Below are 21,716 nucleotides of genomic sequence, written 5' to 3' on the forward strand. Positions count from 1 at the left end.
ACGGTGGCCTGTTCTCCTCCGGAGGAGAGGACGACGTACGCGTCGATTTCGACGGCATCACCGCACCCTGACCACACCCCGCACGGCCTCAGCCCAGGCGCGGGTCGACATGGATCTTCGGCCCAGGACCCGCGCCCACCGGGCGCTCACCCGCGAGGACGGCCCCGACCTCGTGCAGGCCCACCGTCGCGGCGACGAGCGGCCTGGGGTCGACCGAACCCTCGGCGTACGCCCGGATGGTGGCGTCGAGACCGGGGGAGGCGGACAGCACGCCGACCGCGGTGACGTCCTTGAGGACGAGGGTGCGCGTGTCGACACGGCTCGGGACACCGGACAGGCCTATGTAGACGACACGGCCAGCCGGTTCCACCAACTCAAGGGCCAGTTCGGGAAGATGGGCCGCGTTGGAGGCGTCGACGACAGCGTCGTACGGGAGATCCGGGACGGAGTCCTCCCGCCAGGCGTGCTCGAAGCCCAGCTCCCGGGCGAAGGCGAGTGAGGCGTCCGTCGCCCCCATCAGGTGGACCTCCGCGCCGGCGGCGCGGGCGAACAGGGCAACCAGGAGCCCGATCGTCCCGGGGCCGAGGACCAACGCCCGGTCTCCGGGGCGCAGTTCGGCGGCCCGGGCGGCGCGCAGGGCGTTGCCGCCCGGCTCCACCAGGGCCCCGAGCACCGCGTCGACGGTGTCGGGCAGCTCGTGCAACGACGAGACAGGGACGGCGAGTTGCTCGGCCAGCGCGCCGGCCCGGCCGCCCCGGATGCCGACCTCCTGCCGCTGCTCGCACACGTGCTGGTGGCCCCGCAGACAGCGGCGGCAGGCGCCGCAGCCCAGCATGGTGTCGCCCATGACCCGGCGGCCGACCCAGGCGGGGTCGACGCCCTCGCCGACCGCCGCCACACGCCCCGCCCACTCGTGGCCGAGGCGCATCGGATAGGAGGAGTGGCCCTGGTGCAGATAGGCCATCGCACCGGTGCAGAACTCCATGTCGGTGCCGCACACCCCGACCCGCTCGACGTCGACGACGGCCTCGCCGGGGGCCGCCACCGGAACAGGGACCTCCTGGACCTCGTACTTCCCCGGGGCCGTCAGGACGAACGCGCGCATGAGGCGACGGGTGCTCACCGGGGGCCGAGGACGTGCTGGCGCTGCGTGCCGAGGTGATGGATGCCGAGCTCCATCACGTCCCCCGGCCGCAGCCACACGGGCGGGTCGAAGCCCATGCCGACGCCGGGCGGGGTACCGGTGTTGATCAGGTCGCCGGGTTCCAGGACGAGGAACTGGCTGAGGTAGTGCACGATGACGTACGGGTCGAAGATCATCGTCTTGGTGTTGCCGTTCTGGCGGCGCACCCCGTTGACGTCGAGCCACATGTCCAGCGCGCGGACGTCGTCGATCTCGTCGGTCGTGGCCAGCCAGGGACCCGCCGGGTTGAAGGTCTCGGCGGACTTGCCCTTCGCCCACTGCCCGCCCCGCTCCAGTTGGAAGGCGCGTTCGCTGACGTCGTTGACGACGACGTATCCGGCGATGGCGTCGCGTGCCTCCTCGACCGAGTCCAGGTAGCTGGTGCGGCGGCCGATCACGATGCCGAGCTCCACCTCCCAGTCGGTCTTGGCGGACCCGCGCGGGATGCGCACATCGTCGTTCGGGCCGACAAGGGTGTTGGGCGACTTGGTGAACAGGATCGGCTCGTCCGGTACGGCCATCCCGGCCTCGGCCGCGTGGTCACGATAGTTGAGGCCGATGCACAGGATCTGGTGCGGGCGGGCGATCGGGGCACCGATCCGCTCCCCGGCGAAGCGGGACACCTGGCCGGCGGCCGTCCGTTCGTCCACGACGGGACGGACACGGTCGAGGCCGCCCGACCCGAAGAACGCCTCGTCGAAGTCCGTGACGACGTCGGAGAGGTCGACGTACGTCTCGTCGTCGATGCGGGCGACGGGCTTCTCGGCGCCTGCGGCACCGATACGCATGAGGTACACGGGGTCAGTCTCCAGTTCGGCCGGCGGGTCGGTCAGTCAGTCGGTCGGTCAGTAAGTCAGTCAGCCAGTAGAGGTTCATGGCCTGCTCGCGCTCATCGGTGCGGCTCCGCCAACGGGCCGAGCAGCGCCCGGATCTCGTCGACCGCGTCGACAAGGGTGCGCAGGGGCGTCCGGTATGTCAGCGCGCTGACACTCACGGCACCCGAGGGCGTCGTCGGCGAGGTCGCGTACACGGGCAGGGAGAGGCAGTTGACGCCTGGCTCGTTCTCCTGGTCGTCGATCGCGTAGCCCCGGTCGCGGGTGGTCCGCAGGTCGCCGTGCAGGGCGGCGGGCGTGCACAGGGTTGCCGGTGTCCGGCGTTCGAGCGGTGTGTCGCCGATCCACGCCTCGACGTCCGCCAGGGAGGTCAGCCGGGGGGCCAGCAGGACCTTTCCGACGCCGGTGGCGTGGGCGGGGTTTCGGCCGCCCACCTCCGACGTCAGCCGGACGGCGCCGGTGGGCGGGTCGACCTTGGCGCGGTAGACGACCTCGCGGCCGTCGAGGACCGCGTAGTGCGCCGTCTCGCCGAACCGGTGGGCCAGCGCTTCGAGTACAGGACGTATACGGACCTGCTCGGGACGCGCCTCGTGGTGGGCGAAAGCCATCCGCAGGAACTCGTCGCCGAGGACATAGCGGCCGCGGGTGCCCTGATCGGCCAGCCCGGCCCGGCGCAGGGCGCCCAGCGCCCGGTGCACGGTGGGTTTGGGGCTGCCGATCACCCGGGTCAGTTCCTCAAGACCCACGCCGTCGGGATACCGGGCGAGCTCCTTGAGCACGGCGAGCACCCGGTCCGAGCCCACGAGACGCGCGGCGTCACCATCGCCTCCGGCGACTTCCCCGGTCACGGGGGCTGACGAGCCGTCGTGGATCTGCATATGCTTCATGGCGTTCCGAAGAGTAGACCGTTGTGCCGATTATTGGAAAGGGTCGACGGTGGAGCTTCGCAGTGCACAGTGGTACGAGGGGCAGGGGCGCAACGCCTACATCCACCGGGCCTGGATGCGCCGGGGCGCACCGGACGACGCGTTCACGGGCCGGCCGCAGATCGCCATCGCCAACACCGCCTCGGACCTGACCCCCTGCAACGCACACCTCAACGAGGTGGCGGCCTCGGTCCGCAACGGCGTCTACGAAGCGGGCGGCATCCCGCTCGACCTGCCCGTGGTGTCGCTCGGCGAGACCCAGGTGCGGCCCACGGCCATGCTCTGGCGCAACATGGCGGCGATGGCCACGGAGGAGATGCTGCGGGCCAACCCGATCGACGGCGTCGTCCTGCTGGGCGGCTGCGACAAGACCATCCCGTCGCTGCTCATGGCCGCCGCCTCGGTGGACCTGCCCGCCGTCGTCGTGCCCGGCGGGCCGATGCTGACGGGGACTTTCCGCGGTACACCGCTGGGCTGCGGCACCGACGTGTGGCGGCTGTCGGAGGAGGTACGGGCCGGCACGCTCTCCCAGGACCAGTTCACCCGCTCCGAGTCGGCGATGATCCGCAGCCGCGGACACTGCAACACCATGGGCACCGCCTCGACGATGGCTCTGGTCGCCGAGGCGCTGGGCACGGTCGTCCCCGGTGTGGCCGGCACCCCTGCTCCGGACAGCCGGCTGCTCGAAGCCGCCCACGGCACCGGCAAGTTGGTGGTCGACATGGTCGCCGCGGACCGCAGGCCGGGCACCTTCCTGACCAAGGCGTCCTTCCACAACGCGATCGTCGCTCTGGCCGCCATCGGCGGTTCCACCAACGCGGTTGTGCACCTGCTGGCGATCGCGGGCCGACTCGGGATCGACCTGTCGCTCGACGACTTCGACCGCATCGGCTCCCGCGTCCCGGTCCTGGTCGACCTCCAGCCGGCCGGCCGCTTCCTCATGGAGGACTTCCACCGCGCCGGCGGCCTGTCCGCCGTCCTGCGCGAGGTACGCGACCTGCTCGACCCCGACGCCCTGACCGTCACCGGCGAACCGCTGGTCGGCCACCTCGACGACGCGCCGATCTGGGACGCCGAGGTGATCCGCACGCGCGCGAAGCCGCTGGTCGCCGAGGGTGGCATCGCCGTCCTGCGCGGCAACCTGGCCCCCCGCGGCGCGCTCATCAAGCCCGCGGCGGCTTCCCCGCACCTGCTGCGCCACCGTGGCCGGGCGGTCGTCTTCGACTCGATCGAGGACTTCCACGCCCGCATCGACGACCCCGACCTCGACGTGGACGCCGACTCCGTGCTCGTCCTGCGCGGCTGCGGCCCCAAGGGCTACCCGGGGATGCCCGAGGTGTCCAACATGCCGCTGCCGAAGAAACTCCTCGAACAGGGCGTCCGTGACATGGTCCGCGTCTGCGACGGCCGGATGAGCGGCACCGCCTACGGCACCGTCGTCCTCCACGTGACCCCGGAGGCCGCGGCCGGCGGCCCCCTCGCCCTCGTACGCACCGGAGACGTCATCGACCTCGACGTCGAGGCCCGGCGCCTCGACGTCGACGTACCCGACGGTGAACTCGCCCGCAGGACGGCCAACGAGGCCACCGTGACCGGCTTCGCCAACCCTCGGCGCGGCTGGGAACGCCTGTACGTCGACCATGTCCAGCAGGCCGACACGGGCGCCGACCTGGACTTCCTGGTCGGCTCCAGCGGCTCGGAGGTGAGCCGGGAATCGCACTGACGCGAGCCCCGCGCGAGACGTGACGTCTACGGCATCAGCGGCGGACGGGACCCCCTACTGACCGTCGTCCGCCGTCAGGGTCCGTTGCAGCAGGAGGGTGTCGATCCAGCGGTCGTGCTTGTAGCCGACGTGGGTGAGCCGCCCGGCGTCCGTGAAGCCGAAGCGGCGGTGCAGGGCCGCCGAGGCATCGCTGCCGGTGTCGGCGATCACGGCGATCATCTGTCGCATGCCGGCCCGGGCCGACTCCGTCACCAGCGCGCCGAGCAGGGCGGCGCCCAGGCCCCGGCCGGTGGCCTCGGGCGCGAGATAGATCGTGTCCTCCACCGTGTACCGGTAGGCGGGCTTGGGGCGCCAGGGCCCCGCGTACGCGAAACCGGCCACGGTGCCGGAGATCTCGGCGACGAGGAAGGGCAGCCCGCGCCCGGCGAGATCGTCCAGCCGCAGCTGCCAGTGGGCAACGCTGGGCGGGGTCTCCTCGAAGGTGGCCACGGTGTGGAGTACGTAGTGCGTGTAGATGTCGGCCGCGGCCTTCAGGTCCTCGGGTGTCGCGGGCCGGATGGCCGCCTCGGGCGCTGTCACGTTCGGCTCGTTTCTCGAATTCCTCTATAGCGAAATGAATGACTATTATAGTGTAATGCTAGATCTCGTGGAGCTGGGCAGACGCGTTCAGGGGCTGCGGCACGACCGGGACCTGACCCTTCAGCGACTGGCCGACGCGGCCGAGGTGAGCGTGAGCATGCTGTCCTCGGTCGAGCGCGGACAGAAGGCGCCCACCGTCGTCGTCCTCGCCCGCATCGCCGACGGACTCGGTGTTCCGCTCGCCCACCTGGTGGACCCGCCCGGCGACAGCCGGGTCGTCGTGCGCCGCGCCGCCGACCAGGACGTTGTCGACGAGCCGGGCGGATGGCGGCGGACGATCCTGTCGCCGGTCGTGCCCGGAGTGAACTTCGAGTGGATCCGCACCACCCTGCCTCCCGGGTGCGACGCCGGCGCGTTCCCCGCGTACGCGCCCGGATCCCACGAGTTCGTCGCGATCGAGTCGGGGACCCTGCGGCTGACGCTCGCGGAGCGGACCGTGGACCTCCATGCGGGAGACTCCGTGTACTTCGCCTCCGACGTCACGCACGCCTACGCCAACCCGGACCCGACGGCGCCCTGCACCTACCACGTCGCCGCGCTCGTCATGCGGGCCCGGACGCGCCGGGCGCCCTGATCCGAACTCCGCCCGACGCCTTGTGCGGGCGGAGAAAAGTCGTCACACTGATACCGAACGAATGGTCGGTTGGGGAGCGGGTATCGATGACGACGACACACTCCGCCGCCGAGGGGCTGCTCCAGGAGCACTTCGAGGCGACGATCGCGCGGGACCGGCGGATCGAGCCGCGCGACTGGATGCCCGAGGGCTACCGGAAGACGCTGATCCGCCAGATCGCCCAGCACGCGCACTCGGAGATCATCGGCATGCAGCCGGAGGGCGAGTGGATCACGCGCGCGCCCTCACTGCGCCGCAAGGCCATCCTCTTCGCGAAGGTCCAGGACGAGGCCGGGCACGGGCTGTACCTGTACTCGGCCGCCGAGACGCTCGGCGCCGACCGCGCGGACCTCACCGAGCGGCTCATCGAGGGCCGCCAGAAGTACTCGTCGATCTTCAACTACCCGACGCCGAGCTTCGCCGACGTCGGCGTGATCGGCTGGTTCGTGGACGGCGCCGCGATCTGCAACCAGGTACCCCTGTGCCGGAGTTCGTACGGCCCGTACGCACGCGCGATGGTGCGGATCTGCAAGGAGGAGTCGTTCCACCAGCGGCAGGGTTACGAACTGCTGATGACGATGATGCGCGGTACGGAGGAACAGCAGGCGATGGTCCAGGACGCCGTCGACCGCTGGTGGTGGCCCTCCCTGATGATGTTCGGCCCGCCCGACGACGCCTCGCCCAACTCCGCGCAGTCCATGGCCTGGAAGATCAAGCGGCACACCAACGACGAACTGCGTCAGCGCTTCGTCGACATGACCGTCCCGCAGGCCGAGAAGATCGGCGTGACCCTGCCCGACCCGGAACTGCGCTGGAACGAGGAGCGCGGACACCACGACTTCGGCACCCCCGACTGGGACGAGCTGATGCGCGTCATCAAGGGCGGCGGCCCCTGCAACACCGAACGGGTAGCACGGCGTCGGACCGCCCACGAGGACGGCGCCTGGGTGCGCGAGGCGGCCACCGCACACGCCGCCAAACAGCGCGCCCGGGCCGCGAAGGAGACAGTGGCATGAGCAACGACCTGTCCAACGAGTGGCCGCTGTACGAGGTGTTCGTCCGGGGCAAGCGCGGCCTGAACCACGTACACGTGGGCTCGCTGCACGCGGCCGACGACCGGATGGCGCTCACCCACGCGCGCGACCTGTACACGCGGCGCAACGAAGGCGTGAGCATCTGGGTGGTGCGCTCCGAGCACATCGCCGCCTCCTCGCGCGACGAGAAGGACCCGTTCTTCGAGCCCAGCGCCGACAAGGTCTACCGCCACCCGACCTTCTACGACATCCCCGACGACGTCCCGCACATCTAGCCCGAGGAGAGGAGCAGCAGACATGAGCGCCGACACCGGCAACCACACCGGCAGCAACCTCGACGACGACCACGTCTATCTCTCCCTCGCCGAGGGACACGACGACGGCAGTGACGCCCGCTGGGCCTTCGGTACCGGGTTCGAGGACCCGCTGTACGGCGTCGACACCACCGTGCCCGAGGGCGTCGACGCCGGTGAACTGGCCGCGACCTGCGTCGCGTTGGCCGACGACGCGCTGGTGTCGGCCCAGCGGCTGGCCGAGTGGTGCACCCGCGCCCCCGAGCTGGAGGAGGAGGTCGCGCTCGCCAACATCGGCCTCGACCTGCTCGGCCAGGCCCGTCTGCTGTACGCCCGCGCGGGCCAGGTCGACGGCACCGGGCGCGGCGAGGACGCGTACGCCTACGTCCGGGACGCCGGCGACTTCCGCAACGTACAGCTGGCCGAACTGCCCATCGGGGACTTCGCGTTCTCGATCGCACGGCTGCTGGCGCTGTCCGGCTGGCGGCTCGCGCACCTCCAACGGCTCATCTCCCACCCCGACCCGGTCCTGTCCGCGATCGCCGCGAAGGGCGTCAAGGAGCTGACCTACCACCGGCAGTACGCGGCCGAGTGGGCCGTCCGACTCGGCGACGGCACCGAGGAGTCGCACCGCCGGATGAGCACAGCCATGAACCAAGTCGCCCCGTATCTCGGCGAGTTGTTCACGGCGTACGACGTACAGGGCGAGGTGCGGAGCGAGGTCGTCGAGGTGTTGCGGCAGGTCACCGAAGCCGCCGGGCTGCCCCTGCCCCGCGTCGGACCGTCGAACGGCGGCGGGCGCGACGGGCAGCACACCGAGCATCTCGCGCCGCTGCTCGCCGAGTTGCAGAGCGTGGCCCGCGCCCACCCGGAGGCGACATGGTGACCGGGACCGGGACCGACGACGTCCGGCGCGCCCGGAGCATCGCCGAGCGCGTGCCGGACCCCGAGTTGCCCATGCTGACCCTGGCCGACCTCGGCGTCCTGCGAGGCGTGGAGATGACCGGGGACGGGACGGTGGTGGCGAGTCTGACGCCGACCTACTCGGGCTGCCCGGCGATGGCCGAGATGCGCGCCGGTGTCGCCACCCGGCTGCGGGCGGCGGGGTACGCGCGCGTGGAGATCCGCACCGTCCTGAACCCGCCGTGGACCAGCGACTGGATCACCGAGTCCGGGCGCCGCAAGCTCGCCGAGCACGGCATCGCCCCGCCCGGCGCCGCACCCCGTGGCCCGGTCGCCCTGACGCTGTCGCCCGTCCGGCGCACGGTCGCGTGCCCGCGCTGCGGCTCGGCGGACACCGAGGAGACCTCCCGCTTCGCCGCCACTTCTTGCAAGGCCCTGTGGCGGTGCCGCGCCTGCCGCGAGCCGTTCGAGTACGTCAAGGAGATCTGATGGCCGCGCCCGTCTCCCCGCCCACCACCACGCCCGTCGCCCGCCGGCGCCCGGTCTTCCACGCCCTGAAGGTCGCCGACGTACGACGACTGTGCGCGGACGCCGTCGCCGTCGCCTTCGAGGTGCCGGCCGACCTGGCCGACGCGTACGCCTTCGCGCCGGGTCAGTCGCTCACCCTGCGCCGGGAGTTCGGGGGACACGAGGAGCGCCGGTCGTACTCGATCTGCGCCCCAGCCGGCGAGCGGCCCCGCATCGGCGTACGGCTGGTGCCCGGGGGCCTGTTCTCGTCGTGGCTCGTCGACGAGGTGCGCCCCGGCGACCTGGTCGACGTGATGACCCCGACCGGCGCCTTCACCCCCGACCTGACCGCACCCGGCCACCATGTGCTGATCGCGGCGGGCTCCGGCATCACCCCGATGATGTCGATCGCCGAGTCGGTCCTGGCCGCCGACGACCGCTCACAGGTCACCCTCCTGTACGGCAACAGGCGTACGGACACCGTGATGTTCGCCGACGAGCTGGCGGACCTGAAGGACCTGTACCGTACGCGCTTCCAACTGGGGCACGTACTGTCGCGCGAGCCGCGCGAGGCGGAACTGCTGTCCGGCCGACTGGACGCCGAACGGCTCGCCGCGCTGCTCGCCGGCCTCGTCGACGTCCCGGGCACCGACCACTGGTGGCTGTGCGGCCCGCACGGCATGGTCCGCGACGCGCAGAAGCTGCTGGCCGAGCTGGGCGTGCCCGCCGACCGCGTCCACCAGGAACTCTTCTACGCCGACGACCAGCCGGTCCGCACGGTCCAGCACCCGGACACGGTGGCGAAGGGCCCGGTCAGCCGGGTCACGATCACCCTCGACGGCCGCTCGACCACCACCGCGCTGTCCCAGGAGGTGACCATCCTGGACGGAGCCGCCCGCACCCGCCCGGACCTGCCGTTCGCCTGCAAGGGCGGCGTCTGCGGCACCTGCCGTGCACTGGTCACCTCGGGCGAGGCGGACATGCGCCGCAACTACGCCCTCGAACCCGCCGAGGTCGACGCGGGCTATGTGCTGACCTGCCAGTCGTTCCCGGTTTCGGAGACGCTGACGGTCGACTACGACAGCTGACCCGGGTTTGACGGGCCCTGCTGCGGCAACCCGATCGACGTGACTCCCAGGACTTCTACGACCTCATCCACGATGTCCCAGCAGGAGCTCTTCCGGTTCTTGGAGGACCGCTTCGCCTGCGCGCAGTCCTGCACCGAGTGTGCGCGGGCGTGCGCCCTGTGTGCGAGCCTCGTGGACCCGGACGGGCCCGCCGACCAGGCCCTCGCGCGCCGCAAGGGCATCCTGTGCGCGGAGGTGTGCGATGCGACGTGCCGGATGCTCTGCGAGCAGGGCGACCAGAACGAGACGGCCCTCCGCGTCCAACTGGAGTGGTGCAGCACGGTCTGCCTGGAGTGCGCCGACATCCTCGACGACCAGCCGGGTGGCGAGACCGCGGCGAAGGCGTGCCGGGAAAGCGCACAGGCGTGCGCGGACTTCAGCCGGGCGCTGGGGACCCCGGAGGCGACGGCGGGTGGCACAGGGCCGCGATGATCGGGCCTGTCCTCCTCCCGCACGCTAACGACCCCTCACCCCTCACCCCTCACTCCTCCTGCGCCGGCCCCAGTTGCCACCCCACCCGCACATTCCAGCGCCCCGCCCGACCGCTCAACTCCGTTGCCGTCAACGGCGGTACGTCGATCCGCCAGAACGCCGACTCCGGAGCCCCGAGGGCCCGTACCGTCGCCGCTCGGACGACCTCCGGCTCGGCCACCACGACGGACCGGCCCGTGACCTGTGCAGCCGTGTCGTCCAGCCAGCGCGCGACCCGGTCGCACAGTGCGCGCACCGACTCGCCGCCGTGCGGGGCGGATTCGGGGTCGGCCAGCCACTGGGCCAGCGCCTCCGGTTCCTTCTCCGCCACCTCGGTGAGCGTCGAACCGCGCCAGCGGCCCGCGTCCAGTCCGGCCGGACCGGAGGCTGAGCCGGCGTCGAGACCCAGCGCCTGAGCCGTCTCACGGCAGCGCGCGGTGGGGGAGACCCAGACCCGGGATACGGAGGGGAGCACGTGAGCCGCCGCCCGGGCCAGTCGCAGACCCGACGCGTCCAGGGGACAGTTGTCGTCGAAGCGGGCCTCCCGCAGGGCCGCGCTGATCGCCGGTGAGATCAACATCACTCGGCTCGTCATCCGGTCACTCCCGTGCTCGCCCTCGGCTCGATTTCCTTGTCATGTACGGAACTTGAGGCAGCGTACGGCGCACCGGCGCTCCGTACGCCGTCCCGTGCGCCCTTGGCCGCACCGCTGCTTCGCGGTACCTTCTCGTCGATATTGACGACAGTTCGACGGAAGCCGGTGGGAATCCGGCACGGTCGCGCCACTGTAAGCCCCGTACACACCTTCCTGGTGAGGTCCGGGGGCAAGTCAGACCCGTGACTGTCGTCCTCTGCACCACCGATACGGGACGCGAGTTCCCCAGGAGGTCCTGTCATGGCACAGTCCGCTGTTCAGCCGACCGCTGCTCCCACCGCCGAACCCATGAAGCTGCCGATCGGCGCGATCGCCCCCTGGGCGGTCTTCGTCGGCGTGCTGATGCTGGTGCTGCTCTACTTCGTGGGCGCCGAACAGGGCGCCACCTCCCTGGTGTCCGGCGAGGGCGTGCACGAATGGGTGCACGACGCCCGCCACCTGCTCGGCTTCCCCTGCCACTGACGACGACAGGGGAACGTACGAACTCATGAACTCCACCACTGTCAGAAACCTCCTGGTCCGCGGCATGCTCGCGGGCCTGGTCGCGGGTGTGCTCGCCTGGGGTGTCGCGTACTTCCTGGCCGAGCCGCTCGTCGACGACGCGATCGCGTTCGAGGAGGCGCACGCCGCGCACGAGCACGGCGGCGAGGAACTCGTCACCCGAGCCCTGCAGTCCACCGCGGGTCTGGGCACCGGTGTCCTCGTCTACGGCGTCGCGTTCGGCGGTATCGCGGCCCTCGCGTACTGCTTCGCGCTCGGCCGGATCGGCCGCTTCGGGCCGCGCGCGAGCGCGCTGCTCCTCGCGGGGGCCGGGCTGCTCGCCGTCTACGTCGTCCCGTTCCTGAAGTACCCCGCCAATCCGCCCGCCGTCGGGGACGCGGACACCCTCAACCAGCGCACCGCGCTGTTCTTCCTGATGGTCGCGCTGAGCGTGCTGCTGGCCGTCGGCGCGGTGATCCTGGGCAAACGCCTCGCGCCGCGCCTGGGCAACTGGAACGCCACCCTCGCCGCGAGTGCCTTCTTCGTCCTCGTCGTCGGACTCGCGTACGCGTTCCTGCCGTCGTTCACCAACGAGGTCCCGGAGGGCTTCTCCGCGAGCCTGTTGTGGCAGTACCGGGTGGCCACGCTCGCCATCCAGGCGACGATGTGGACGGCGTTCGGCCTGGTCTTCGGGCTGCTGGCGGAACGGCTGCTGGTCCCGAGGGCGGCAGCGGCCGTCGGCGGCAGCGGCGCCGAGCCACAGGCAACTCCCGTGGCGCACTGAGCGGTTCGCCGCACTGCCCTGAGGGGGTCCCGGATGTCCGGGACCCCCTCAGGTATGTACGCACCCACCCACTCACGTACCCGTGCACGCACCGCCATTCACAATTTCTGGAACACGTTCTACCGTGTGCGCCGACAGGTCCGGCCTTGGGGAGCCAGCAGGAGGCGCCGTGCATCTCGAATACACGCCCGAGCAGCAACGGCTGCGCACCGAACTGCGCACCTACTTCGCCGAGTTGGTGCCGGACCGCGCCTACGCGCGCTTCGGCGAACCGGCGTTCCAGAAGCGCTTCTACCGTGAGACCATCCGCCGCCTCGGCGCCGACCGCTGGCTCGGCGTCGGCTGGCCCCAGGAGTACGGCGGACGTGGGCTGACCCCGATGGAACAGTTCATCTTCTTCGACGAGGCCGCCCAGGCGGGCGTACCGCTGCCGCTCATGGCGCTCAACACCGTCGGCCCGACGATCATGCGGTACGGCAGCGACGAGCAGAAGACGTACTTCCTGCCGAAGATCCTGGCCGGCGAGATCGACTTCGCGATCGGCTACAGCGAGCCGGACGCGGGCACGGACCTGGCCGCCCTGAAGACACGTGCGGTGCGGGACGGCGACGAGTATGTGGTCAACGGCCAGAAGATCTGGACGACGAACGGCGACACGGCGGACTGGGTGTGGCTGGCCGTGCGCACGGACCCCGGAGCCCCGCCGCACAAGGGCATCACCATGCTCCTCGTGCCGACCACCGACCCCGGCTACTCCTGCACCCTCATCCGCACCATCGCCTCGCACGACACGACCGCCAGCTACTACGAGAACGTCCGCGTCCCCGTCGCCCACCGCGTCGGCGAGGAGAACCAGGGCTGGCGGCTGATCACCAACCAGCTCAACCACGAGCGCGTCACCCTCGCCGCGCACGGCACGATGGCCATCCGCTCCCTGCACGACGTACAGCGCTGGGCGATGGAGACCAAGCTCGCCGACGGCCGCCGCGTCGTCGACCTGCCGTGGGTCCGCCGCCGCCTGGCCCAGACGCACACCAAGCTCGACGCGATGAAACTCCTCAACTGGCAGATGGTGAACGCCGTCCAGGAAGGCACCCTCACCCCGCAGGACGCCTCCGCGGTCAAGGTGTACGGCTCCGAGGCCCGCCGCGAGGCCTACGCCTGGCTCATGGAGATCGTCGCCGCCCCGGGCACCCTGAAGGAGGGCTCCGCCGGTGCGGTACTGCACGGCGAGTTGGAGCGCGGCTACCGCTCGGCGGTGATCTTCACCTTCGGCGGCGGCAACAACGAGATCCAGCGGGAGATCATCTCGTGGATCGGGCTGGGGATGCCGCGGGTGCGGCGTTAGCGTCCGTGCCCGGCGAGCTCGAACTCCACGTCCACCACGCCCTCGACGGCGCGCACCAGGCGCGCGGCCACGGGGACCAGGGACGTGTCCCGAACGTAACCGCCGAGCTTCACGACTCCGTCCCGGACCTCTGTCCGGACACCCGACGCGGGCGTGGGGAAGAGGTACGACACGATCTCCCTGCGGACCTCCTGCGCGATCTCCTCGTCGTCCCGGAGGAACACCTTCAGCAGGTCGGCGCGGCTGATGATGCCCTCCAGCATGCCCAGGTCGTTGACGACGGGAAGTCGTTTGACCTTGGCCCGGGCCATGGTCCGTGCTGCCCGGGCGAGTGTCGCGTTCGGGTGGGTGGTGAGAGCGGGAGCGGTCATCAACTCACCGGCGGTCACCGCACCGGCCTTGGCGAGGTCGGACAGGCGCCGCAGCTGGGTGTACCGGTCCGGGTCGCTGTCGCGGAACTCCTCCTTGGGCAGGAGGTCGGCCTCGGAGACGACCCCGACGACGCGGCCCTCGCCCTCCAGCACGGGCAGGGCGCTGACTTTCCAGTCCTGCATCGTCCGCACGATCTCCTTGAAGCCTGCCTCGCGGCCGACGGCGGTGACCGTGTGGGTCATGACATCGCTCACGATGTGCGGCGTGCCGTGCATGGTGGCTCCTTGGTCGCATCGGGTCGGCCGTGCCGGGTTCTCAGATGCGGTCACAGGGTGCTGCCGCTGCCGTATGGGGCGTACAGGTCCAGCAGGCGGGTGCGGGCCGAGCGCAGCCGGTGGGCGAGGATGTCGCCCACCCACTGGGTGACCGCGTGGCCGAGGGCGGGGTCGTCCTGGCACATCGCCCGTACGGCTACGGCGTCGAACTCGTACGCACGTACAGGTGTCGTGGTCTCGGCTCCGAGGTGCCAGGCGTGTGGTGCGAACAGCCAGGACCAGCCGACGAGTTCGTTGTGGCCGAGGTTCTCGATGACAGCGGCCCGGCGGCCGGGGACCCGCATGTCGAGGTCGATCGTGCCCGTACGGATGATCCAGAACCGGTCGGCGTGTCCGCCTTCCTCGAAGAGGCGGATTCCCTGCGGGAACGACACCTCGCGGGCGATACGCATCAGCCGGTGCCGGTGCTCGGCGGGCAGTGCCCGCAGCATGCTGTGAGTGGGTGCATCGCTCATGACGGGCCTCCAGGAAGGGCGTACTCACCTGCCATGTCCAGCGTGCGCCCGCACTCCGGTGTGAACCATGGGCCGTCCGGCCCCACGGTCGGGCCACCCGGCACCGCACGGGAGCCCTTCGGCACCCTGTGCCGCTGCTTGTCCCGGTGTTCGATGAGGACAGGTGTTTCCTGACAAGGCTCGGTAGAGATCGGGCAGAACCGGACACAGGAGGTGCCCAACCATGCTTCGGCACATCACCACGGGAATCGACGGATCCACCGAGAGTCTGGCCGCCGCGCACTGGGCGGCGCGTGAGGCGCTGCGTCGCGGCGTCGCGCTGAACCTCGTGCACGCCTGGACGCTGCACCCGCGCCCCGCTCCCTCCGTCCCCGCGGACCGGAGCGAGCGTGGCTGGGCCGAGGAGACCCTGGATACGGCGGTGGGCAGTATCCGTGCCGCGCACCCCGGGCTGCGGATCGTCGAGCTGCTGGTGCGCGACTCCCCGGTGGACGCCCTTCTCGCTGCGGGCGAGGAGGCGGAGCTGCTGGTGCTCGGGTCCCGCGGTCTCGGCGGCGTCGCGGGATTCATGACCGGCTCGGTGTCCCAGAGGATCGTGGCCAGGTCGGCCTGCCCCGTTGTGCTTGTCCGGGCGGGCGCATCCTCCTCCGCCGAACACCTTCCGGCTCCGGGCGGAGTTTCGCCGGACGAGATTCCTGAAACCCCGTACCGCGATGTCGTCCTGGGGCTGGACACCGGGCATCCCTGCGACGAACTGATCGACTTCGCCTTCACGTCCGCCCGGCGCCGCAACGCCGCGCTGCACGTGATCCATGCCTTCAGCGCCCCGCCCTTCCACATCGCCGACGGCGGGCCCGTCCCGCCCACCGGCCCCGAACTGCTCGCCTTCCAGGAGCACTCCGTGGTCGCGGCGCTGCGCCCGTGGGGCGAGAAGTATCCCGAGGTCCGTGTGACCGAGACCGTCTCCGAGGGACGGGCCGCCACCGCGCTGGTGCGGGCGTCGGCCGGAGCGTCCCTCGTCGTCGTGGGGCGCCGGACACGGGACAGCCGCTTCGGCGCGCACGTCGGCGCCGTCACCCACGCGGTACTGCACCACGTCGGCCGCCCCGTGGCCGTCGTCCCGCACGACTGAACAGGCGCCGGGACGGTGCTCCGGGCACCGGCGGCTCAAGGGAGGGAAGAGTCATGATCGCGCGTCACGTCGTCGTCGGTGTGGACGGCTCCGTCACCGCCGTGCGAGCACTGGACCTGGCCGCCGACGAGGCGGCCCTGCGCGCCACCACTCTGGAGATCGTGTACGCCGTGCCCGACCTCGACGAGGCCGGCCCGGTGCTGGCGTCCGCCGCCTCACGGGTGGCCTACCGCCACCCGGGCCTGCCGGTCGCCACCGTCCCCGCCCAGGGACACTCGGTGGCCGTCCTGGCGGATCGCGGACGTGAGGCCGCGCTGACCGTCGTCGGCCGCCGGACCCCCGGCGTGCTCGCGGGCGCGGTGCTCGGCTCGGTGAGCCGGCGCCTGGCCGCGCACGCTCACGGTCCGCTGCTGGTCGTACGCGGCGACTCTCCGCCGCACCTGTACAACGAAGTACTGGCCGTCCTCGATGCCGAGGACGACGCGGACACGGCCGCGTACGCCATCCACGAAGCGGGACTCCGCAGCGCGGGGCTGCGAATCTTCCGGTCCCCGGCGCGTCGGAGCCCTGCCTCGGTGCCGGTGCCGGTGCCGCACCGCCGAAGCGAAGCCGCCGCGGCACACGTCCCGGCCGGCGATGTGCTCAGGAAGACCCAGGACGCCGGCGCCGCTTCGACGCAGGCCCTGCTGGAGGCCACCCGTACGGCCGACCTCGTCGTCATCGGCTGCCGTCCGGGTCCGGGCGGCCACGGACGTCACCTCGGTTCCGTGGCCCGTACGGTGCTGAACAGAGCCCACTGCCCGGTGCTGGTGGTCACCACCGGTCAGGAGAGCACCACGCCCTCCCTCTCGTGAAGGAACGCGCGCCGACATGGGCCGAACGGCCCCACCGGGCCGGGACGGACGGCGAGGTCCGGGTGCCTGCCCGGCCCTCCCGGCGGCCGTCGCGCGTGACAAGTATCGGAAGCGAGGCATTCCCGTGCGAAGCGAGGGAGAGAACCGGCGATGACGGTAACAACGACGGCCGGAACCCGGGCACCCGGGGCATGGCGTGGCTTCGCCGGGACGAACTGGCGCGAGCGAATCGACGTACGCGACTTCATCCAGGCCAACTACACGCCGTACGAGAGTGGTTCGGCCTTCCTGGCCGGTCCCACGGACCGCACCCGAGCTGTTTGGGAAGCGGTCAGCGCCCTGTTCCCGGAGGAACGGCGCCGGGGCATCCTCGATGTCGACGCCGCGACTCCGTCGACGATCACCTCGCACGCGCCCGGATACATCGACCGTGAGCGGGAGCTGATCGTCGGCCTGCAGACCGACGCCCCACTGAAGCGCGCGATCATGCCCAACGGTGGTCTGCGGATGGTGGAGAACGGGCTGAAGGCGTACGGGTACGAGCCCGACCCGTTCGTGACGCGGGTGTTCGGGACCTACCGCAAGACCCACAACGACGGCGTCTTCGACGCGTACACCGCCGAGATGAAGGCCGCCCGCAGGGCCGGGATCATCACCGGTCTGCCGGACGCCTACGGCCGGGGCCGGATCATCGGCGACTACCGGCGCGTCGCGCTGTACGGCACCGACCGGCTGATCGAGGCCAAGCGGGCCGAGAAGGACCTCCTGGACGCCCGCCCGTCGACCGAGCACGTCATCCGTGACCGCGAGGAACTCGCCGAGCAGATCCGGGCGTTGGACGAGCTGACGCGGATGGCCGCCACCTACGGCTGTGACGTGACCCGGCCCGCGACCACCGCCCACGAGGCCGTGCAGTGGCTCTACCTCGGCTATCTCGCCGCGGTGAAGGAGCAGAACGGCGCGGCGATGTCGCTGGGCCGCACCTCCACCTTCCTGGACGTCTACCTCCAACGGGACCTCGACGAGGGGATCCTCGACGAGTCCCGCGCCCAGGAGCTGATCGACGACTTCGTGATCAAGCTGCGGATCGTACGGTTCCTGCGCACCCCCGAGTACGACGCGCTGTTCTCCGGCGACCCGACCTGGGTGACGGAGTCCATCGGCGGCATCGGAAGCGACGGGCGCCCGCTTGTCACCCGTACCTCCTTCCGTTTCCTGCAGACCCTCTACAACCTCGGCCCCGCCCCGGAACCGAACCTCACCGTCCTGTGGTCGCCCCGACTGCCCGCCGGGTTCAAGGAGTTCTGCGCCCAGGTGTCCATCGACACCAGCGCGGTCCAGTACGAGTCCGACGAGCTGATGCGCCCGAGCACCGGTGACGACACCGCGATCGCCTGCTGTGTCTCCGCCATGGCGGTGGGGAAGCAGATGCAGTTCTTCGGCGCCCGGGTCAACCTCGCCAAGGCGCTGCTGTACGCGGTCAACGGCGGCCGGGACGAGATGACCGGCGAGCAGATCGCCCCCGAGGCGCCCGCACTGACGGGCGAGTACCTGGACTACGAGGAGTTGTCGGCGGCGTACGACCAGGTCCTCGACTGGCTCGCCCGCACCTACGTCAACACGCTCAACGTCATCCACTGCATGCATGACAAGTACGCCTACGAGCGCATCGAGATGGCCCTGCACGACCACCCGGTGCACCGCTTCATGGCCTGCGGCATCGCCGGACTCTCCGTCGCCGCCGACAGCCTGTCCGCCGTCAAGTACGCGCGGGTGAAGGTGTTCCGCGACGCCGACGGCCTCGCCGTCGACTTCCGCACCGAGGGCGACTTCCCGGCGTACGGCAACAACGACGACCGTGCCGACAGCATCGCAGTAGGCCTGGTCGAGGCCTTCATGGCGAAGGTGCGCGAGCACCCCGCCTACCGGGACGCCGAGCACACCCAGTCGGTGCTGACGATCACCTCGAACGTCGTCTACGGCAAGCACACCGGCAACACCCCCGACGGCCGCCGAGCCGGACAGCCCTTCGCGCCCGGCGCCAACCCGATGAACGGCCGTGACCGGCACGGGGTCGCCGCCTCCGCGCTCTCGGTCGCGAAGCTGCCGTACGAGCAGGCCCGCGACGGAATCTCGCTGACCACGACGATCACACCGGAGGGCTTGGGACACGTGCCCGCCGAGCGCGCCGGCCACCTCGTCGGCATACTCGACGCCTACACGGCCTCGGGCGGCTTCCACATGAACGTCAACGTGCTCGACCGCGCCACGCTTGAGGACGCGATGGAACACCCGGAGAAATACCCGGAGTTGACCATCCGGGTCTCCGGCTACGCAGTCAACTTCGTCCGCCTCACCCGTGAGCAGCAGCTCGACGTGATCAGCCGCACCTTCCACGGAGCGTTGTGAACACCGCGACCGAGCCGGTGGCGGGCCGGATCCACTCCTGGGACCTTTCCACCGGCGTGGACGGTCCCGGGACCCGGTTCGTGCTCTTCGTCAGCGGCTGCCCCCTGCGCTGCCTGTACTGCGCCAACCCCGACACCTGGCACATGCGCGACGGCCGGGAGGCCACGGTCGGCGAGGTGATGACGGAGATCGAGAAGTACCGCGCCTTCATCACCACGGCCGGCGGCGGGGTGACGCTCACCGGCGGAGAGCCGCTGCTCCAGTCCGCCTTCACCGGCGAGATCCTGCGCCGCTGCAAGGAGGCGGGACTGCACACCGCCCTGGACACCTCCGGCTTCCTCGGCACCCGCGCCACCGACGAACTCCTCGCCGACACCGACCTGGTCCTCCTCGACATCAAGTCCTTCGACGTCAACACCTACCGGAAACTGACCGGCGGCCGGCTCGCCCCCACGCTCTCCTTCGCCACCCGCCTCGACCGGCTCGGCATCCCGATGTGGATCCGATACGTCCTGGTCCCCGGCTGGACCGACGACCCGGAAGCCGTCGACGGCCTCTCCCGGTTCGTCGCCGGTCTGGGGCACGCCGACCGGGTGGACGTCCTGCCGTTCCACAAGCTGGGCGCCGCGAAGTACGAGGCCCTCGGCATCCCCTTCCCGCTGCGCGACACCCCCGTCCCCGATCCCGTGCTGACCGAACGGGTGCGGGAGCAGTTCAGGGAACAGGGTGTCGCGGCCTACTGAGCGCGGCCCCACTCCCGGTACGCGGCCACGGCCGTCGGCAGGGTGGGGAAGATCAGGTCGGCTCCGACGGACTCCGTCAGGCCGTACGCGTCCAGCTCGTCCCGTAGATCCTGCTTCACGCGGGCGAGGGCGAAGACGATGCCGCGGCCGGTCAGTTCGAGACGCAGCGCGTCGACGGCGTCCAGGGCGGTGATGTCGACCTCCACGTTCGCCTCCGCGTTGAGGACGAACCAGCGGACCGGGCCCTCCTGTTCGTCGACTCCATCGACGGCGGCCAGGGCGCGGCGGCGGAAGTTCTCCGCGTTGGCGAAGAAGAGCGGCGAGTCGTAGCGGTAGACCAGCAGCCCGGGGATCGTACGGGCCTTCGGATAGTCGTCCACGTCGTGCATGCCGGCCACCCCGGGGACCACGCCCTCGACCGCGTCGTGCGGGCGCGCGACCCGGGTCAGCAACTCGGCCACCGACAGAGCGACGGCGACCAGCACCCCGTACAGGATGTCCAGGGCCAGCACCCCGGCCAGGCAGCCGAGCGCCAGCAGCAGTTCCCGGCGACGGAAGGACGCCAGCCGGCGGAAGCCCGCCAGGTCGATCATGCGGACGGCGGCGTAGACGACGAGCGCGCCCAGCACGACCGACGGGGTGCGGGTCAGCAGAGGGCTGAGGAAGAGCAGGACGGCGAGGACGGCAGCGGCGGCGACCAGGGAGTACACCTGGGAACGGGCGCCCGCCGAGGAGGCGAGCGCGGTCCGGCTGGCGCTGCTGCTGACCGGGAAACCGTGGACCGCGCCGGCGCCGAGGTTTGCCGCGCCCAGGGCCAGCAGCTCCTGGTTGGCGTCGAGCCCGGGGCCGTCGTCGGCGCGGTCGGTGAAGGCCCGCGCGGTGAGGATGAAGTCGGTGTAGCCGACGAGGAGGACACCGAGGGCGGGCAGCACCAGGTGCGGCAGCTCGGTCAGCTCCGGGACGGCGAAGCCGGGCAGGCCCGCCGGGACGTCGCCGATCACCTTGATGCCGTGGCGTTCGTCGAGGTCGAACACGGCCACGGCCGCCGTGGCGAGGACCACGGCCAGGAGGGGGCCGGGGACGGCGGGGAAGAATCGGGCCACGGTGAAGACGAAGGCGAGCACAGCCGCGGCGAACAGCAGCGTGGCCAGGTGAATCTGCGACAAGTGCCGTACGAAGGACCAGAGTTGGGGGAAGAAGGCCGAGCCCGTCGTCCGTACCCCGGTGAGCTTGGGCAGCTGGTCCGCCATCATGATCAGCGCCACGCCCGCCAGGTAGCCGACCAGGACCGGCCGGGAGAGCAGGTCCGCGACGAAGCCGAGCCGTACCGCCCAGGCCACGACGCACAGCAGCCCGACCGTGATCGCGAGCGTGGCGGCCAGGGTGGCGTAACGGCTGGGGTCTCCGACCGCGAGCGGGCCGACCACGGTCGCCGTCATCAGCGCCGTCGTGGACTCGGGCCCGACCGACAGCAGTCGCGAGGACCCGAGCACCGCGTACAGGACGAGCGCGGGCAGGATCGCCCAGAGCCCGGCGACCGGAGGCAGCCCGGCCACACCCGCGTACGCCATCACCTGCGGGACGAGATACGCGGCCACCGTCACTCCGGCCAGCAGGTCGCCGCGCAGCCAGGCACGCCGGTAGCCGAGGAGCGGGCCGAGCCCGGGCAGCAGGCGGCGCCACACCGGAACGGTTCTGCCCGAGCTCTGGGACATAGGCCTCCTTCTTCTGCCGAGTGACCTCATGATCCACGGACGGGAGGGCCAGTGACACCCGGGCTCGCCTCCCGCACCCCAACCGGCCTTCAGGATGGGGCCGTTCAGCCCTCCGGTCGCGGACCTTCGGCATCCGGCGGTACGCCGCCCGCGCCACGAGAGTAAGTGGTGTCAGGCACCGC

General features: G+C 71.1%; 23 protein-coding genes and 1 riboswitch. Of the genes, 15 read left to right on the forward strand and 8 right to left on the reverse strand.

Annotation, left to right across the window (positions count from 1 at the left end; genetic code table 11):
* Positions 1 to 88: 88 nt before the first annotated feature.
* From ACH4TV_RS12630 to ACH4TV_RS12640, 3 genes are all read right to left on the reverse strand, one after another.
* Positions 89 to 1,105 (reverse strand): zinc-binding dehydrogenase, encoded by a 1,017-nt coding sequence (locus tag ACH4TV_RS12630; RefSeq protein WP_398397139.1) that lies wholly within the window; start codon positions 1,103 to 1,105, stop codon positions 89 to 91.
* A gap of 14 nt (positions 1,106 to 1,119) precedes the next feature.
* Entirely contained in the window at positions 1,120 to 1,980 is an 861-nt protein-coding gene (locus tag ACH4TV_RS12635; RefSeq protein ID WP_398397141.1) for a fumarylacetoacetate hydrolase family protein, read from the reverse strand.
* A 92-nt stretch (positions 1,981 to 2,072) separates the two neighbouring features.
* On the reverse strand, positions 2,073 to 2,903 hold the full coding sequence (locus ACH4TV_RS12640) for an IclR family transcriptional regulator (RefSeq protein ID WP_398397143.1): 831 nt from the start codon (positions 2,901 to 2,903) through the stop codon (positions 2,073 to 2,075).
* Between the two features lie 49 nt (positions 2,904 to 2,952).
* On the opposite strand from ACH4TV_RS12640, the gene ACH4TV_RS12645 reads away from it, so the two are divergent.
* Positions 2,953 to 4,665: an IlvD/Edd family dehydratase gene (locus ACH4TV_RS12645; protein WP_398397145.1), complete on the forward strand. Its 1,713-nt coding sequence runs from the start codon at positions 2,953 to 2,955 to the stop codon at positions 4,663 to 4,665.
* Between the two features lie 54 nt (positions 4,666 to 4,719).
* Here the strand turns inward: ACH4TV_RS12645 and ACH4TV_RS12650 are convergent, their stop codons facing one another.
* The gene (locus ACH4TV_RS12650; RefSeq protein WP_398397147.1) at positions 4,720 to 5,244 is read right to left on the reverse strand and encodes a GNAT family N-acetyltransferase; all 525 of its coding nucleotides are present in this window, start codon (positions 5,242 to 5,244) and stop codon (positions 4,720 to 4,722) included.
* A 55-nt stretch (positions 5,245 to 5,299) separates the two neighbouring features.
* On the opposite strand from ACH4TV_RS12650, the gene ACH4TV_RS12655 reads away from it, so the two are divergent.
* The 7 genes from ACH4TV_RS12655 (at position 5,300) to ACH4TV_RS12685 (ending at position 10,213) form a co-directional block, all read left to right on the forward strand.
* The gene (locus tag ACH4TV_RS12655; protein WP_398397149.1) at positions 5,300 to 5,878 is read left to right on the forward strand and encodes a helix-turn-helix domain-containing protein; all 579 of its coding nucleotides are present in this window, start codon (positions 5,300 to 5,302) and stop codon (positions 5,876 to 5,878) included.
* A gap of 86 nt (positions 5,879 to 5,964) precedes the next feature.
* Positions 5,965 to 6,933, forward strand: a complete 969-nt coding sequence (gene paaA / locus ACH4TV_RS12660; RefSeq protein ID WP_398397151.1) for a 1,2-phenylacetyl-CoA epoxidase subunit PaaA — start codon at positions 5,965 to 5,967, stop codon at positions 6,931 to 6,933.
* Positions 6,930 to 7,226 (forward strand): 1,2-phenylacetyl-CoA epoxidase subunit PaaB, encoded by a 297-nt coding sequence (gene paaB / locus ACH4TV_RS12665; RefSeq protein WP_398397153.1) that lies wholly within the window; start codon positions 6,930 to 6,932, stop codon positions 7,224 to 7,226. The genes paaA and paaB overlap by 4 nt, the downstream gene beginning before the upstream one ends.
* 22 nt (positions 7,227 to 7,248) lie before the next feature.
* Entirely contained in the window at positions 7,249 to 8,130 is an 882-nt protein-coding gene (gene paaC / locus ACH4TV_RS12670; protein ID WP_398397155.1) for a 1,2-phenylacetyl-CoA epoxidase subunit PaaC, read from the forward strand.
* Complete coding sequence (paaD, locus tag ACH4TV_RS12675; protein WP_398397157.1) at positions 8,124 to 8,636, forward strand: 1,2-phenylacetyl-CoA epoxidase subunit PaaD; 513 nt, start codon at positions 8,124 to 8,126, stop codon at positions 8,634 to 8,636. The genes paaC and paaD overlap by 7 nt, the downstream gene beginning before the upstream one ends.
* Complete coding sequence (paaE, locus tag ACH4TV_RS12680) at positions 8,636 to 9,742, forward strand: 1,2-phenylacetyl-CoA epoxidase subunit PaaE (protein WP_398397159.1); 1,107 nt, start codon at positions 8,636 to 8,638, stop codon at positions 9,740 to 9,742. The genes paaD and paaE overlap by 1 nt, the downstream gene beginning before the upstream one ends.
* A 72-nt stretch (positions 9,743 to 9,814) precedes the next feature.
* Positions 9,815 to 10,213: a ferredoxin gene (locus tag ACH4TV_RS12685; RefSeq protein ID WP_398397161.1), complete on the forward strand. Its 399-nt coding sequence runs from the start codon at positions 9,815 to 9,817 to the stop codon at positions 10,211 to 10,213.
* Between the two features lie 49 nt (positions 10,214 to 10,262).
* Here ACH4TV_RS12685 and ACH4TV_RS12690 read toward each other — a convergent pair whose 3' ends face one another.
* A complete protein-coding gene (locus ACH4TV_RS12690) occupies positions 10,263 to 10,847 on the reverse strand; it encodes a histidine phosphatase family protein (protein ID WP_398397163.1) in 585 nt (194 codons plus the stop codon).
* Positions 10,848 to 11,004: 157 nt separating this feature from the next.
* Positions 11,005 to 11,087, forward strand: a riboswitch (cobalamin riboswitch).
* 60 nt (positions 11,088 to 11,147) lie between these two features.
* Between ACH4TV_RS12690 and ACH4TV_RS12695 the strand changes: the two genes are divergently transcribed.
* The 3 genes from ACH4TV_RS12695 (at position 11,148) to ACH4TV_RS12705 (ending at position 13,519) form a co-directional block, all read left to right on the forward strand.
* On the forward strand, positions 11,148 to 11,369 hold the full coding sequence (locus ACH4TV_RS12695; protein ID WP_398397165.1) for a CbtB-domain containing protein: 222 nt from the start codon (positions 11,148 to 11,150) through the stop codon (positions 11,367 to 11,369).
* A gap of 25 nt (positions 11,370 to 11,394) precedes the next feature.
* A complete protein-coding gene (locus tag ACH4TV_RS12700; RefSeq protein WP_398397167.1) occupies positions 11,395 to 12,171 on the forward strand; it encodes a CbtA family protein in 777 nt (258 codons plus the stop codon).
* Positions 12,172 to 12,340: 169 nt separating this feature from the next.
* The gene (locus ACH4TV_RS12705; RefSeq protein WP_398397168.1) at positions 12,341 to 13,519 is read left to right on the forward strand and encodes an acyl-CoA dehydrogenase family protein; all 1,179 of its coding nucleotides are present in this window, start codon (positions 12,341 to 12,343) and stop codon (positions 13,517 to 13,519) included.
* Here the strand turns inward: ACH4TV_RS12705 and ACH4TV_RS12710 are convergent.
* Both ACH4TV_RS12710 and ACH4TV_RS12715 read right to left on the reverse strand, forming a co-directional pair.
* Positions 13,516 to 14,166 carry a CBS domain-containing protein gene (locus ACH4TV_RS12710; RefSeq protein WP_398397170.1) on the reverse strand — a complete coding sequence of 217 codons (651 nt, stop codon included), beginning with the start codon at positions 14,164 to 14,166 and terminating at the stop codon, positions 13,516 to 13,518. The two genes, ACH4TV_RS12705 and ACH4TV_RS12710, sit on opposite strands and share 4 nt — an antisense overlap.
* 50 nt (positions 14,167 to 14,216) lie before the next feature.
* Positions 14,217 to 14,681 carry a cyclic nucleotide-binding domain-containing protein gene (locus ACH4TV_RS12715; protein WP_398397172.1) on the reverse strand — a complete coding sequence of 155 codons (465 nt, stop codon included), beginning with the start codon at positions 14,679 to 14,681 and terminating at the stop codon, positions 14,217 to 14,219.
* 223 nt (positions 14,682 to 14,904) lie between these two features.
* Here ACH4TV_RS12715 and ACH4TV_RS12720 point away from each other — a divergent pair, with 223 nt between their 5' ends.
* The 4 genes from ACH4TV_RS12720 (at position 14,905) to pflA (ending at position 19,819) form a co-directional block, all read left to right on the forward strand.
* The gene (locus ACH4TV_RS12720) at positions 14,905 to 15,813 is read left to right on the forward strand and encodes a universal stress protein (RefSeq protein WP_398397174.1); all 909 of its coding nucleotides are present in this window, start codon (positions 14,905 to 14,907) and stop codon (positions 15,811 to 15,813) included.
* A gap of 53 nt (positions 15,814 to 15,866) precedes the next feature.
* Entirely contained in the window at positions 15,867 to 16,667 is an 801-nt protein-coding gene (locus ACH4TV_RS12725) for a universal stress protein (protein ID WP_398397177.1), read from the forward strand.
* Positions 16,668 to 16,817: 150 nt separating this feature from the next.
* Positions 16,818 to 19,076, forward strand: a complete 2,259-nt coding sequence (pflB, locus tag ACH4TV_RS12730) for a formate C-acetyltransferase (protein ID WP_398397179.1) — start codon at positions 16,818 to 16,820, stop codon at positions 19,074 to 19,076.
* A complete protein-coding gene (gene pflA, locus ACH4TV_RS12735) occupies positions 19,073 to 19,819 on the forward strand; it encodes a pyruvate formate-lyase-activating protein (RefSeq protein ID WP_398397180.1) in 747 nt (248 codons plus the stop codon). Before pflB ends, pflA begins: the two co-directional genes overlap by 4 nt.
* On the opposite strand, the gene ACH4TV_RS12740 is transcribed toward pflA, so the two are convergent.
* Positions 19,813 to 21,534, reverse strand: coding sequence for a SulP family inorganic anion transporter (locus ACH4TV_RS12740; RefSeq protein WP_398397182.1), 1,722 nt, complete (start codon positions 21,532 to 21,534; stop codon positions 19,813 to 19,815). The genes pflA and ACH4TV_RS12740 overlap by 7 nt on opposite strands.
* Between the last annotated feature and the right edge of the window lie 182 nt (positions 21,535 to 21,716).

Source organism: Streptomyces sp. NPDC020898 (assembly GCF_044333925.1).
Classification (GTDB): Bacteria; Actinomycetota; Actinomycetes; order Streptomycetales; family Streptomycetaceae; genus Streptomyces.